The sequence below is a fragment of the Tardiphaga sp. genome (assembly GCF_025356345.1).
In the GTDB taxonomy this organism is placed as follows: Bacteria; Pseudomonadota; Alphaproteobacteria; order Rhizobiales; family Xanthobacteraceae; genus Tardiphaga.
Genome location: NZ_JANXTC010000238.1, coordinates 1 through 13,194, shown reverse-complemented (window position 1 = coordinate 13,194; position 13,194 = coordinate 1). Strand labels below are relative to the sequence as shown.

The 13,194-nt window shown below is 65.2% G+C and carries 12 protein-coding genes; 10 read left to right on the top strand and 2 right to left on the bottom strand.

The window, feature by feature from the left end; genetic code table 11:
• The coding region (locus Q0S16_RS14505; RefSeq protein ID WP_295849406.1) for a response regulator transcription factor at window positions 1-482 on the top strand (482 nt) is incomplete at its 5' end.
• Window positions 483-497: 15 nt separating this feature from the next.
• On the opposite strand, the gene Q0S16_RS14500 is transcribed toward Q0S16_RS14505, so the two are convergent.
• Window positions 498-902, bottom strand: coding sequence for a hypothetical protein (locus Q0S16_RS14500; RefSeq protein WP_295849404.1), 405 nt, complete (start codon window positions 900-902; stop codon window positions 498-500).
• Between the two features lie 294 nt (window positions 903-1,196).
• Here Q0S16_RS14500 and Q0S16_RS14495 point away from each other — a divergent pair, with 294 nt between their 5' ends.
• The 9 genes from Q0S16_RS14495 to Q0S16_RS14455 all read left to right on the top strand — a co-directional run bounded on the left by Q0S16_RS14495 (window position 1,197) and on the right by Q0S16_RS14455 (window position 12,607).
• Window positions 1,197-2,663: a DASS family sodium-coupled anion symporter gene (locus tag Q0S16_RS14495; protein WP_295849401.1), complete on the top strand. Its 1,467-nt coding sequence runs from the start codon at window positions 1,197-1,199 to the stop codon at window positions 2,661-2,663.
• An 11-nt stretch (window positions 2,664-2,674) separates the two neighbouring features.
• A complete protein-coding gene (gene frdA, locus Q0S16_RS14490; protein WP_295849398.1) occupies window positions 2,675-4,495 on the top strand; it encodes a fumarate reductase (quinol) flavoprotein subunit in 1,821 nt (606 codons plus the stop codon).
• Window positions 4,488-5,249 carry a succinate dehydrogenase/fumarate reductase iron-sulfur subunit gene (locus Q0S16_RS14485; protein WP_366517831.1) on the top strand — a complete coding sequence of 254 codons (762 nt, stop codon included), beginning with the start codon at window positions 4,488-4,490 and terminating at the stop codon, window positions 5,247-5,249. Before frdA ends, Q0S16_RS14485 begins: the two co-directional genes overlap by 8 nt.
• Window positions 5,246-5,650 (top strand): fumarate reductase subunit C, encoded by a 405-nt coding sequence (locus Q0S16_RS14480; RefSeq protein WP_295849396.1) that lies wholly within the window; start codon window positions 5,246-5,248, stop codon window positions 5,648-5,650. Before Q0S16_RS14485 ends, Q0S16_RS14480 begins: the two co-directional genes overlap by 4 nt.
• Window positions 5,647-6,033 (top strand): fumarate reductase subunit FrdD, encoded by a 387-nt coding sequence (gene frdD / locus Q0S16_RS14475; RefSeq protein WP_295849393.1) that lies wholly within the window; start codon window positions 5,647-5,649, stop codon window positions 6,031-6,033. The genes Q0S16_RS14480 and frdD overlap by 4 nt, the downstream gene beginning before the upstream one ends.
• Window positions 6,030-6,929 carry a rhodoquinone biosynthesis methyltransferase RquA gene (rquA, locus tag Q0S16_RS14470; protein ID WP_295849391.1) on the top strand — a complete coding sequence of 300 codons (900 nt, stop codon included), beginning with the start codon at window positions 6,030-6,032 and terminating at the stop codon, window positions 6,927-6,929. The genes frdD and rquA overlap by 4 nt, the downstream gene beginning before the upstream one ends.
• 66 nt (window positions 6,930-6,995) lie before the next feature.
• Window positions 6,996-8,459 (top strand): ATP-binding protein, encoded by a 1,464-nt coding sequence (locus tag Q0S16_RS14465; RefSeq protein ID WP_295849389.1) that lies wholly within the window; start codon window positions 6,996-6,998, stop codon window positions 8,457-8,459.
• The gene (locus tag Q0S16_RS14460; protein ID WP_295849387.1) at window positions 8,456-11,419 is read left to right on the top strand and encodes a bifunctional [glutamine synthetase] adenylyltransferase/[glutamine synthetase]-adenylyl-L-tyrosine phosphorylase; all 2,964 of its coding nucleotides are present in this window, start codon (window positions 8,456-8,458) and stop codon (window positions 11,417-11,419) included. The genes Q0S16_RS14465 and Q0S16_RS14460 overlap by 4 nt, the downstream gene beginning before the upstream one ends.
• A 99-nt stretch (window positions 11,420-11,518) precedes the next feature.
• Window positions 11,519-12,607, top strand: a complete 1,089-nt coding sequence (locus Q0S16_RS14455) for a cobalt-precorrin-5B (C(1))-methyltransferase (protein WP_295849409.1) — start codon at window positions 11,519-11,521, stop codon at window positions 12,605-12,607.
• Window positions 12,608-12,758: 151 nt separating this feature from the next.
• Here Q0S16_RS14455 and Q0S16_RS14450 read toward each other — a convergent pair.
• Window positions 12,759-13,194: SAM-dependent methyltransferase (locus Q0S16_RS14450; RefSeq protein ID WP_295849384.1), on the bottom strand; the 436-nt coding region annotated here is incomplete at its 5' end.

Genomic DNA, 13,194 nt, shown 5'->3' with positions numbered 1-13,194 from the left:
GCGAAAAGGGCAACCACACCCCGGCGCTGATCCTGTCCGCGCTCGGCCAGGTCGACGACCGCATCAAGGGCCTGCGGGCCGGCGGCGACGACTATTTGCCGAAACCCTACGCCTTTGCCGAATTGCTGGCCCGGGTCGAGGTGTTGTCGCGGCGCAATGGCGGCCCGGCCGAGGAAACCAGCTACCGCGTCGGCGATCTCGAACTTGACCGGCTGTCACACCGCGTCAACCGCGGACCAGAGGAACTGACGCTGCAGCCGCGCGAATTCCGGCTGCTCGAATATCTGATGAAGCACGCCGGCCAGGTGGTGACCCGCACCATGCTGCTGGAAAATGTCTGGGACTATCACTTCGATCCGCAGACCAACGTCATCGACGTCCATATCTCGCGGCTGCGCTCCAAGATCGACAAGGGCTTCGACCGCCCGCTGCTGCATACGATCCGCGGCGCCGGCTATATGATCCGCGACGGCATGAAATAAAGCGGATCTGGATTATTACTCCACCACGTCATATTGACCGCGCAGCACATAGGCCATGGCGCGGACGCGGTCGCGCCAGATCCGGGCGTCGCCGACGCGACCCGCGGCCGGCGTGATGCGTAGCATCGCATTCCAGGGCCGCTCGCCATACACCGTCACCTCAAACCCCTGACGCGGGCAGCCATCGATCGAGCGTAGTGCGCGCAAAATAATCTCCGCCATTTCGGACTTGCTGCGGGTCTGCTCGCCCTCGATGGAAAGTTGCGGTTCCAGCAATTCCGGCGCGCCGGCCATGATGGCAGGGCCGATCCCGTCGTCAGAGGCAGGGGGCGTTTCGGCAGGATCGGAACCGCCCGACTTGCCCATCAGCCGCTCGACAAGGCTCATCAGCCCGTAATCGCGTTCGTTCGGCTGTGCCACTGGACATCCATGAGGGTTGGCATCGCTTCAGTGTAGATGCAGGCGCGGCCCATTGTCGACCGCCGAGTTGCGAGCGCTGCCTGACCCGGTTGCGAACAGGCCGAACGCCTCCGTGTCGCGATCATGACGCTTCGGCGGCACATGTCGCGCGGCCCGGCTTGCGTAAGATCAAAACGGCCAGCCCGCAGGCGTGCTTAAAAATACCTACGACGGCGACACATTCGTATTCGCAGGTGTTAAATGAATTTCCATTCTCCTGCATTCTGGCATGAACGCCCGCATCTGTTCGCTTCGATGCCCCGACCATCGGTCAGCCGCCGCGCCCTGATGGCCGCGTTGCCGTTGGCGATCGGCCTGATCATGGCGCTGTTGCCGCCCCCGCCGGGGCTTGCGCAATATAGCTGGTGGTACCTGTCGCTGTTCGTCACCGTTATCGTCGGCCTGATCGTCGAGCCGGTGCCCGCGGCGGCGGTAGGCTTTCTCGGCGTGACCGCCGCCGCCGTACTGTCGCGTTTCGTGCTGTATTCGCCCGCGCAACTTGCCGCGGCGGGTTTCAATCCCAACAGTGCGGCTATCTCCTGGGCGCTGAGCGGCTTTTCCAATTCGACGGTTTGGCTGATCTTTTCGGCCTTCGTATTTTCGCTGGGTTACGAAAAAACCGGGCTCGGCAAGCGCGTCTCGCTGCTACTGTTGTCGCGTCTGGGCGGACGGAGCCTGACGCTGGGTTACGCCGTGATGCTGGCCGATCTGGTGCTGGCCCCGTTCACGCCGTCCAACACGGCGCGCAGTGGCGGCACGATATTTCCGGTGATCAAGAACATTCCGGAATTCTACCAGTCGCTGCCCAACGACCCGTCGTCGCGGCGGATCGGCAGCTATCTGATGTGGACGGCGATCGCCTCGACCTGCATCACCAGTTCGATGTTCCTGACCGGCCTCGCGCCCAATCTTCTCGCGGTGGAGCTGGTACGCAAGACGGCGCATATCGAGCTCGCCTGGGGGCAGTGGTTCCTGACTTTCCTGCCGGTCGCGATGGTGCTTCTGCTGACCACGCCGGCGCTGGCCTATGTGCTCTATCCCCCCGAGGTCAAGACATGCCCGGAAGTCCCGGCCTGGGCGCGCGACGAACTCGGCAAGCTCGGCCGCCTGTCGATCAAGGAAATGGTGCTGATCGGCCTCGTGCTGCTGGCGCTCGGCCTGTGGATCTTCGGCAGCAGCTTCATTGATCCGACCACGGCGGCGCTGCTGGTCGTCGGCCTGCTGGTGGTGACGCGCACGATCGGCTGGACCGACGTGCTGGAGGACAAGCCGGCCTTCAACACGCTGATCTGGTTCGGCACGCTGGTCGCATTGGCGGGCGGGCTGGCGCAGACCGGCGTGATCGCCTGGCTGGCGGCACAGGTCGGCCCGGTGCTGGCGACGTTGCCGCCATTGGGCGGATTGATCGGGCTGATCGTGCTGTTCTTCCTGCTGCACTACCTGTTCGCCAGCGTCACCGCCCATGTCACCGCCTTGCTGCCGCTGATGCTGACGGTGGCGGCCAAGATTCCTGGTCTGCCGATGGACAAGGCCGCGCTCGCTTTGTGCCTGACGCTCGGCATCATGGGCATCATCTCGCCCTATGGCACCGGCCCGAGCCCGGTCTATGCCGGCAGCGGCTTCCTGCCGGGTTCCGATTACTGGCGGCTCGGCGCCATCTTCGGCGGCTACAACCTCATGATTTTCCTGCTGGTCGGCGTACCGACCCTGCTCTTTCTCTGATCGGAAGACCCATGGACCATTTTGACGCCGATATCCTGATCCTCGGCGCTGGCGGCGCCGGCCTTCGGGCGGCGATTGCCGCGGCCGAGTCCGCGCCCGAATTGACCGTCGCGCTGGTCTCGAAAGTGTATCCGATGCGCAGCCATACGGTGGCGGCGGAAGGCGGCTCGGCCGGCGTGGTGCAGTCGCACGACAGTCTCGACAACCACTTCAACGACACCGTCTCCGGCGGCGACTGGCTGTGCGAGCAGGACGTCGTCGAATACTTTGTCGAGCACTGTACGCGCGAGATGGTGCAGCTCGAACATTGGGGCTGCCCGTGGAGCCGCAAGCCGGATGGCCACATCAATGTGCGGGCGTTCGGTGGGATGAAGATCGAGCGTACCTGGTTCGCCGCCGACCGCAGCGGTTTCCATATTCTTCATACGTTGTTCCAGACCTCCACCCGGTTTCCCTCGATCAAGCGTTTCGACGAATTCTTTTGCGTCGATCTGCTGGTGGAGGACGGCCGCGTCCAGGGCGCCGTGATGCTGTCGCTGACGACCGGCGAATTCACCACCATTCATGCCCGCGCGGTCGTGATCGCCACCGGCGGCGCGGGGCGCGTGTTCCGGCAGAACACCAATGGCGGCATCGTCACCGGCGATGGCATGGCGATGGCCTACCGCCACGGCGCGCCGCTGCGCGACATGGAATTTGTGCAGTACCATCCGACCTGCCTGCCCGGAACCGGCATCCTGATTACCGAGGCTTGCCGCGGCGAGGGCGCCTTTCTTCTCAACAAGAACGGCGAGCGCTATCTGCAGGATTATGGGCTCGGGCCAGCCGAGCCCAAGCCGCACAACAAATACATGGAGCTCGGACCACGCGACCGCCTCAGCCAGGCGTTCTGGCACGAGCAGCGCAAGGGCAACACCGTCACCACGCCGCAGGGCGAAGCGGTGTTGCTGGATCTGCGCCATCTCGGACGCGCCAAGATCATGGAGCGCTTGCCGCTGATCTACGATCTGGCCGAGAAATTCATGGCCGTCGATCCCGCGGTCACGCCGATCCCGGTACGGCCGGCGGTGCATTACACGATGGGCGGCATTGAGGTCGACATCAACACCGCGTCGCCGCTGTCCGGTCTGTTCGCCGCCGGCGAATGCTCAAGCGTCGGCATCCATGGTGCTAACCGGCTTGGCTCAAATTCGCTGGCCGAATTATCGGTGTTTGGCCGCGTCGCCGGCGAACAGGCGGTGGCATTTGCCCGCGGCAGTTCGGCGGCCCGCCGCTCCGACCAGGCCGCGGCCGTCGAAGCCAAGGCGCTGGCGCTGCTCGATCAGAAGGGTCGTGGCGAACATCACGCAACGCTGCGGGCAGAGATGGGCGCCAGCATGGAAAATGGCTGCGGTATCTACCGGCTCGGACCGGAAATGCAGCAGACCTGCGACAAGCTCGCGGAGCTCAAGCAGCGCTATTCCGGGATCACGCTGGAAGACAAGTCGCGTGCCTGGAACACCGATTGGGTGACCGCGATCGAACTCGGCTTCCAGCTCGACGTCGCGCAGGCGATGGCGCATTCGGGTCTCGCGCGCACCGAATCCCGCGGCGCCCACCAGCGCCTCGACGGTTTCGACAAGCGCGACGATGCCAATTTCCTGCGTCACAGCCTGGCGAATTACCAGGGCGACGCGGCGCCCGTGATCACCTACGGGCCGGTGAAAATTACCAAGTCGCCGCCGGCGCAGCGCGCTTATGGCGCGCTCGGCGAGCATGAAGAACCCGCGCGCAATCAGATGCCTCCGACCGCGGCGCCGTCTCCAGATCCCAAGGATGTCGTGAATGTCTGATACCATGATCCGTTCCAAGACGATCGAATTGCGCGTGCTGCGCTATCGTCCGGCCTCGGACGAAGCGCCCGTCTTCGTCAGCTATCTCGTTCCTTATTCCGACGACATGTCGGTGTTGCAGGCGCTGCAATCCATCAAGGACTCGCAGGACGGCAGCCTGTCGTTCCGCTGGTCGTGCCGGATGGCGATCTGCGGCAGCTGCGGCATGATGATCAACGGCGAGCCGAAACTGGCCTGCAATACATTTATCCGCGATCTCGCCGGCAGCGCCTTGGTCATCGAACCGCTGCAGAATTTTCCAATCGAGCGCGACCTCGTGGTGTCGGTGGGCGATTTCGTCAAGAAGATCGAGAGCATCTATCCCTTCATCGTACCCAAGGTCGAAAAGCCGATCGAGGACGGCGCCTATTTGCAGACGCCGGCGCAGATGGCGGCGTATGAATCGTTCAGCGACTGCATCAACTGCATGCTGTGCTACGCGGCGTGTCCACAATTCGGCGCCAACCCGGATTTCATCGGCCCCGGCGCGATGGCCATGCTGCAACGCTACAACGGCGACTCCCGCGACGGCGGTCAGCCGCTGCGACTCGACCAGATCCATGGCGAGGACGGGGTGTGGGCCTGCACGGCCGTGGGGATCTGCTCGGAAGTTTGCCCCAAACAGGTCGATCCGGCCAACGCGGTCAACCAGAACAAGACCAACAGCGCGCTGGATTTCTTCCTGCACGCCGTGCGGCCGGGAGTCCGGTCATGAGCGAGCGTCGCCCGTTTCACCGCGTCCAGTCGCGCACCTGGTGGGCTCGCAAGCCCTATCTTGCTTATACGCTGCGCGAGATGACCGGCGTCGCCGTCGCGCTCTACGGCGCGAGCCTGCTGGCCGCTCTTGTCTGCCTGTGGCGTGGGCCGGAAACCTTCGAGGCCTATCGGCGGGTCGTCGCCAGCGACGCAGCCTTGCTGGTCCATCTGATCCTGCTCGCCGCGGTGCTCTGGCACGTCATCACCTGGTTCCAGATCCTGCCCAAGACCATGCCGAAGCTGATTCTTGGCGGCCAGCTGATCCCGCCCTCGCGGGTCACCGCGGTGGCGCTGCTGTTCGCCGGTGCCTGTTCGATCGGCCTGCTGGCCGCCGTCATCATGATCGGAGTGCTGTCGTGAAACATATCATCGCGGTTCACCGCGTACCGAAACGAACGGTGGCACCGCTGTTCTGGCTGTTGTTCGGCGCCGGCGGCATGCTGTCCGCGCTGTTTGGCCCCGCGCTGATCATCGTGACGGGAATCATGCTGCCGCGTGGCTGGGGCGTGCCCGCGAACCTTGCCGATTATGCCCATGTGCTGGCGTTCGCCCGCAATCCGTTCGCCAAGCTCGTGCTGCTGGCGGTGATCGTGCTGTTCTTCTGGCATGGCGCCGAGCGGATCTTTCTGACTCTCAAGGACATGCGCGCCGGCAATCTGCTGGTGTTGCGCCTGATGACCTATGGCGTCGCGGCCGTGCTGACGCTGGCAACCGCCGCGCTGCTGCTGGCCATCGGATTTTGATCGGCCTCGCCACCTATTCCATTCCCCAGGGAGACATGCACTTGCTTGACTTGACCGCGATGGAACTGGCCGCCAGGCCAATTCCCGACTATCTGCGCAATGTCTACACGTGGGCCTATCTGACACCGTGGCTCACCGGAATCCTGGATCGGCAGATCGTTGTTCAGGCGATTCTCTGGGGCAATGCCCAGCGACTGATCGGGGATGTGCTGGCGGCGGTGAAGCCCGGCGACCGGATCTTTCAGCCAGCCGCCGTCTATGGCAGCTTCTCCCGCCAACTCGCGAACCAGATCGGACGGCGCGGGCATCTTGAAGTCCGTGATATCGCCCCTCTGCAGGTCGCATTGACGCGCCAGAAGCTGACCAACCTGCCGCAGGCGCATGTGGCGCGTGGCGATGCGGTCGATCCCGACCAGAGCGAATATGACGCCGTAACGTGCTTTTTCCTGCTCCACGAGGTACCCGACGACATCAAGATCCAGATTGTGCCGGCGATGCTTGGGCTGGTGCGGCCGGGCGGGCGGGTGATCTTTGTCGACTATCATCGGCCAAACCGTTGGCACCCGCTGAAGCCGCTGATGAAACTCGTCTTCACATGGCTCGAACCTTTTGCGCTGGCGATGTGGTCGCAGGAAATCGAACAACTCGCGGGCCCCGGCGCGGCCGCTTTCCGCTGGAGCAAACGCACCCGTTTCAACGGCATGTATCAGGTCGTGATCGCGGAGCGTGTCTCTGTCGCGGTGTCCGATGCCGGGACCGAAACCGAACGGCAGTCCATACCCAATTGGGCGGGTCCCGACCCGATCGGCGAACCTGGCATCAAGCGCCCGCTGGAGCCGTGCCGATTGCCCGCTGATACATTACCAACGTCTCATGATCCGGCGCTGTCAGTGTAAGCTGGCGGCTGCTAGGATAATCTGAGATCGGCGCGGCAGGTCGCGACGGTCGATGAGAGTTCATTCGTGACGGCCTTCGGCAAACTCATTCGCACCACCGCATTCCGCTTGACGCTGGCCTATTTGCTGGTGTTCGCGCTGTTTGCCGCGTCGCTGCTGGGGTACTTTGCCTGGAACACCCACCGGTTGATCAACGAGCAGATCACCACCACCGTCGATGCCGAGATGAGCGAGCTCAGCGACCTGTTCGCGCGCCGCGGCCTGCGCGGTATCGTGTTCGCGATCGAGAACCGCGCGCTGCGCCCCGGCGCCAATCTTTACCTGATCACCACCCCGGTCGGCCAGTCGGTGGCCGGCAACGTCGCCTCGCTGGAGCCCGGCGTGATGGCCACCAGCGGCTGGTCGGAAACCGCCTATCGCCGGCTCGACGATCAGGAAACCATGAACCACCGCGCGCTGGTCCGGGTGTCGCAATTGAGCAGCGGCTTCCGGCTGCTGATCGGGCACGACCTCGAGGAACGACGCCGGCTGTTCGACATCGTCGCCAATGCCGCGCGATGGTCGGTGCTGATCGTCGTGGTGCTGGGGCTGGGCGGTGGCATCTTCGTGGCGCGTCGTGTGCTGCGCCGCATCGATGCCATGACCGGCACCACCCAGCGCATCATGGCCGGCGATCTCTCTGGCCGGCTACCGGTCGGCCGTTCCGGCGACGAGCTCGATCGCCTCGCCGAAAATCTCAACGCCATGCTGGAGCGCATCGAGGCGCTGATGACCGGGCTGAAGGAAGTCTCCGACAATATTGCCCATGATCTGAAGACGCCGCTGACGCGCCTGCGTAACCGCGCCGAGGAGGCGCTGGCCAAGTCCGGCAACGAGACCGAATACCGTGTCGCGCTGGAGCGGACCATCGAGGAATCCGACGGGCTGATCCGCACCTTCAATGCGTTGCTGATGATCGCGCGCGCCGAATCCGGCCAGGCGCGCGGCAATATGGATGATTTCGATGCCGCCGAGGTCGCGCATGGTATCCACGAACTCTACGAGCCGTTGGCCGAGGACAGCGGCCTGGCGCTGCGCGTGCGCTCCACCCCGGCGCGGCTGCATGGCAATCGCGAACTGATCAGCCAGGCGCTGGCCAATCTGGTGGAGAACGCCATCAAATATGGCCGGCCGCCGACGGCGCAGCCGCTCGGCGCGGATGCGGTGGCCGGGCTTGGCGGCCATGAAATCCTGATCGAAGCCCAGCCGGATGGCGATCGCGTGCTGCTCAGTGTCACCGACCATGGACCGGGTATTCCTGAAGCCGACCGCAAGCACGCCATCGAGCGCTTTGTTCGCCTCGAGGCGAGCCGCACCCAGCCCGGCTCCGGTTTAGGGCTCAGCCTGGCGTCGGCGGTGGCGACGTTGCATGGCGGCGTGCTGACGCTGGGTGACAGCCATCCCGGCCTGCGTGCGACCTTGTCGCTGCCGGCCGTAGCCGGCGAAGCTCTTGCGGTTCAAACGTCGAATGTGCCACAGAAGTCGGCATGACCTCATCCGCGACCGACGCGGACCAGTTCCATCTGGCCGCGCAATTTGTCAGCGGACCGCGGACCTTCGCGCCGGCTGATGCCACGCAACGGTTGGCGGACTGGCTCACCGAGCTTGCGCCGGAACAGGCCAGAGCCGTTCGCGCAATAGTTGATGAATCGCCTTATGCCAGCGCAATTCTGCTCGGGATAGCAGAGGCTTCGCCCTATCTGTTCGAGCTGATCCGAGGCGATCCGAGGCGCGCGCTGCGGCTATTGCGCTGCGATCCCGACGCCCATCTCGCCGCGCTGATCGAACGCACGGCGCTCAATGTCTCCGCCGCCGGCGGCGATCCCGACGTGATGCATCTGCTGCGGCGGATGAAGGCCGAGGCGGCGCTGCTGATCGCGCTATGCGACATCGGCGGCGTCTGGTCGGTAATGCGGGTGACGCAGGCGTTGACCGACCTCGCCGTGGCCGCGGTGCAGATGACGCTGCGCTATTTGCTGCGGCAGGAAGTCGTCCGTGGCCGATTGGTGCCGCAGGACATCGAAAATCCCGAGATCGGCAGCGGGCTGATCGTGCTGGCGATGGGCAAGATGGGCGCCGGCGAGCTGAACTATTCCAGCGATATCGACCTGATCGTGTTCTACGACCTCGAAGCGCATGCGCTGGCCGCCGATGCCGAGCCGCAATCGGTGTTCGTGCGCGTGGCGCAGGGGCTGTCCCGGCTGCTGCAGCAACGCACCGGCGACGGCTATGTGTTTCGCGTCGATCTGCGGCTGCGGCCCGATCCGGCCTCGACGCCGGTGGCGATCTCGACCGCCTCGGCGCTGCATTATTATGCCCGCGAGGGCCGTACCTGGGAGCGGGCGGCGATGATCAAGGCGCGGGTCTGCGCCGGTGACGCCCGGGCCGGCGCCGCGCTGCTGGCGGAGATCGCGCCGTTCGTGTGGCGCAAGCATCTGGATTTTGCGGCGCTGGCCGACGTCCACGACATGAAGCGGCAGATGCAGACATTTCGTGGCCAGACCGACATCGCGGTCGAGGGGCACAACGTCAAGGTCGGCCGCGGCGGCATTCGCGAGATCGAGTTCTTCGCGCAGACCCAGCAATTGATCGCCGGTGGCCGGCATCCGGAGCTAAGGGTGCGGCCGACGCTGGAGGCGTTGAACATCCTCGCCGCCAGCAACTGGATCACCTTTGCCGCGCGCGACGAGTTGACGGCGGCCTATCAGTTCCTGCGCCAGGTCGAGCACCGCCTGCAGATGGTCGCCGACGAACAGACCCATACGCTGCCGGACACCGTCGAGGCCATGGAGCGCTTCGCGCGCTTCCTCGGCTATGACAGCCGCGCGTCGTTTGCGCGCGATCTGCTGGCGCACCTCGCTTGTGTGCAGGGCCATTATGCCCGGCTGTTCGAGGGCGATCCGGCTGGCAATGTGCAATTGCCGGCGGTGAATTACAGCGCCGGCGGGGCTGACCCGCGGCTGCTCGAGCATTTTTCAAGGCTCGGTTTCCGCAAGGCCCTGATGGTGGCCGAAACCGTGAAGCAGTGGATGGCCGGCGAATACCGCGTATTGCGGGTCGAGTCGACGCGGCAGGCCTTCCTGCAATTCGTACCGGCGCTGATCGCGGGGCTGGCGCAGGCCGAGGAACCCGATAATGCCGTGATCGCCTTCGACCGCTTCCTGCAGGCGCTGCAGCGCGGCGGCCGGCTGATCTCGCTGCTCAGCCAGAACCGCGAGCTGGTGGCGCTGGTCGCTTTGGTGCTGGGTGCCGCGCCGCGGCTCGGCGACATGCTGGCGCGGCAACCGCAGATCATGGACGGGCTGATCGACCCGCGTTTCTTCGGTGCGATGCCGGACCAGCGCGAATTGTCGCTGCGGCTGGCAGCGACGCTGCAGGACGCCAATTCCTATGAGGAATTCCTCGACCGCCTGCGGCTGTTCGGGCAGGAGAGCCTGTTCCTGATCGGCACCCGCATCCTGTCCGGCACCGTCACCGCGCCGCAGGCCAGCCTGGCCTTCGCCGACGTCGCCGAGGGCATCGCGCATACGCTGCACGGCCTCGTGGTCGAGCAGTTCGCCAGCCAGCACGGCCGCATCAAGGGCCAGCAGACCGCGATCCTGGCGATGGGCCGGCTCGGCAGCCGCGAGATGACGGCGTCGTCCGATCTCGATCTGATCCTGATCTATGATTTCGATTCCGAGGCGCCGGATTCCGACGGCGCGCGGCCGCTGCACGGCTCGCAATATTTCGCGCGGCTGACGCAGCGCCTGATCAGCGCATTCCGGATTCGCACCAATTACGGCGTGCTCTACGATGTCGACATGCGGCTGCGGCCGTCCGGCGGCGCCGGGCCACTGGCGTCACGGATCGATGCCTTTGCCGAATATCAGGACAATGAGGCCTGGACCTGGGAGCACATGGCGTTGACACGGGCGCGGGTGATCTCGGCCCCTCCGCAATTCCGCGCGCGGATCGAACGCGTCATTCACGGCGTGCTGACCCGGCCGCGCGATTCCGCCGTGATCGCCAGCGACGTCGCCGAGATGCGCCATGCCATCGCGCTGGAAAAAGGCGAGGCGGATATCTGGGAACTCAAACATGCCGCCGGCGGCATGGTCGATATTGAATTCATCGCGCAATATCTGCAACTGGTGCATGCCGCCGACCGGCCCGATATTCTCGGCGTCAGCACCCAGCAGGTGCTGGAGAATGCTGCAAAGCTCGGCCTGCTGTCACCGGCGGATGCCGATGTGCTGCGCCCGGCGGCGCGGCTGTATCACGACCTCACGCAAATCCTTCGTCTCTGCGTCAGCAGCTCCTTCAAGCCGGACACGGCCGGTGCCGACCTGCTGCGGATCATGACCCGCGCCGGCGACGCGCCGGATTTCTCCGCCCTGGAAGCCCGCGTGCGGGAAACTCAGCTTGAGGTCCGCCGCGTGTTTCGTTTGCTGATCGAGGGCGTATCCTGACGCCGCGTGTGTGCCGGACGATGCGCATCGTACCGCGAAACCCGGTATAGTGCCCGCCATGACGATGCGGATTCCGATGTGAGCGATGACGATGTGGACATGCCGTTCGAGCGGCCGGAGCAGCCGCTGCGGCGTGGCTGGACCACGGGCAGTTGCGCCACCGCGGCGACCCGCGCGGCCTATGAAAGTCTGCTGACCGGCCTGTGCCCGGATTTTGTCGAGATCGAACTGCCGAGCCATGCCCGCGTCGGTTTTGCCGTGGCGATCTCCGAGCAGAGCGACGGCGCCGCGATGGCGGGCGTGGTCAAGGATGCCGGCGACGACCCCGACGTCACCCATGGCGCGCTGGTCAAGGCGACGGTGCGGCACGGCCGGCCGGGATCGGGCGTGGTGTTCATGGCGGGCGAGGGGGTCGGCACCGTCACCAAACCCGGCCTGCCGCTGCCGCCCGGCGAGCCCGCGATCAATCCCGCACCACGCGAAATGATGCGCAGCGCCATTCGCGAGGTCACCGAACGCTTCGGCGGATCGGGCGACGTGGTGGTGGAGATCTCGATTCCCGGCGGCGCGGCGATCGCCGAGAAGACGCTGAACGGCCGGCTCGGAATTCTCGGCGGGCTGTCGATCCTCGGCACCACCGGGATCGTGGTGCCGTATTCCTGCGCCGCCTGGATCCATTCGATCTATCGCGGCATCGATGTCGCCCGCGCCGGCGATCTCGGCCATATCGCCGGATCGACCGGATCGACCTCCGAACTGGCCGTGCAACAATTGTACGGGCTTCCGGATTCCGCACTGATCGACATGGGCGACTTCGTCGGCGGCATGCTGAAATATGCGCGGCGAAATCCGGTGCAGCGCATCACCATCGCCGGCGGCTTTGCGAAAATGACCAAGCTCGGGCAGGGGCTGCTCGACCTGCATTCGCGCGCCGGCAGCGTCGACATGGCCTGGCTGTCAGCATTGCTGCGCGACAATGGTGCACCGGACGATCTGGTGCAGTTGAGCCGCGATGCCAATACCGCGCTGCTGGTGCTGCGCGAGGCGGAGCGGCGCGCTGTTCCGGTCGGCGAGTTCGTCGCGCAGGTCGCGCTGCGGACGGCGGCGAAAGTCCTGAAGGGTTCGCAGATCGCGCTCGACGTCGTCGTGTTCGACCGCAATGGCAAGATTGTGGGGCGGGCCGGGTAACGTCACTCGCACACTGTCATTCCGGGATGCGGCGGACGGCGAAGCCGGATGGCGCAGGCCCGGAATCCCGGAATGCTCAGCGTGCAATCATCTCGGGGGTCCGGGTTCGCTCACGGCTGGCGCCGCTCCCGCCCCGGAATGACGGGGGAGGTCACACCACCCCGCCGCGGAAGCGCCTGCGATAATCCGCGCTGTACAGCGCGCTGTCGCGGAAATCATCCGCAGCAAGAACCTGGCCGACCAGGATCAGCGCGGTGCGTTCGATGGTCGTCGCAGCCGCCATTGCGGCGATCGTGCCCAATGTCCCGCGCAGAATCTGCTCGTCGGGCCAACTGGCGCGGAACACGATGGCGACCGGGCAATCGGCGCCATAGGCCGGCAGCAAATCAGCCACGACCTTGTCGATGACATGGATCGACAGATGGATCGCCAGCGTCGCGCCGGTGGCGGCAAACGCCGTCAGCGTTTCACGCGGCGGCATCGCCGAGGCGCGGCCCGAGGTGCGGGTCAGCACCAGCGATTGCGCGACTTCCGGCAGCGTCAGCTCTTTTGCCAAAGCGGCGGCGGCGGCGGCGAAAGCCGGAGAT

What these genes read in the sequence shown, in the direction of transcription:
- Q0S16_RS14495 (WP_295849401.1), top strand. Translation starts at nt 1,197, where the DNA reads ATGCCCCGACCATCGGTCAGCCGCCGCGCCCTGATGGCCGCGTTGCCG.
- frdA (WP_295849398.1), top strand. Translation starts at nt 2,675, where the DNA reads ATGGACCATTTTGACGCCGATATCCTGATCCTCGGCGCTGGCGGCGCC.
- Q0S16_RS14485 (WP_366517831.1), top strand. Translation starts at nt 4,488, where the DNA reads ATGTCTGATACCATGATCCGTTCCAAGACGATCGAATTGCGCGTGCTG.
- Q0S16_RS14480 (WP_295849396.1), top strand. Translation starts at nt 5,246, where the DNA reads ATGAGCGAGCGTCGCCCGTTTCACCGCGTCCAGTCGCGCACCTGGTGG.
- Q0S16_RS14460 (WP_295849387.1), top strand. Translation starts at nt 8,456, where the DNA reads ATGACCTCATCCGCGACCGACGCGGACCAGTTCCATCTGGCCGCGCAA.
- Q0S16_RS14455 (WP_295849409.1), top strand. Translation starts at nt 11,519, where the DNA reads ATGCCGTTCGAGCGGCCGGAGCAGCCGCTGCGGCGTGGCTGGACCACG.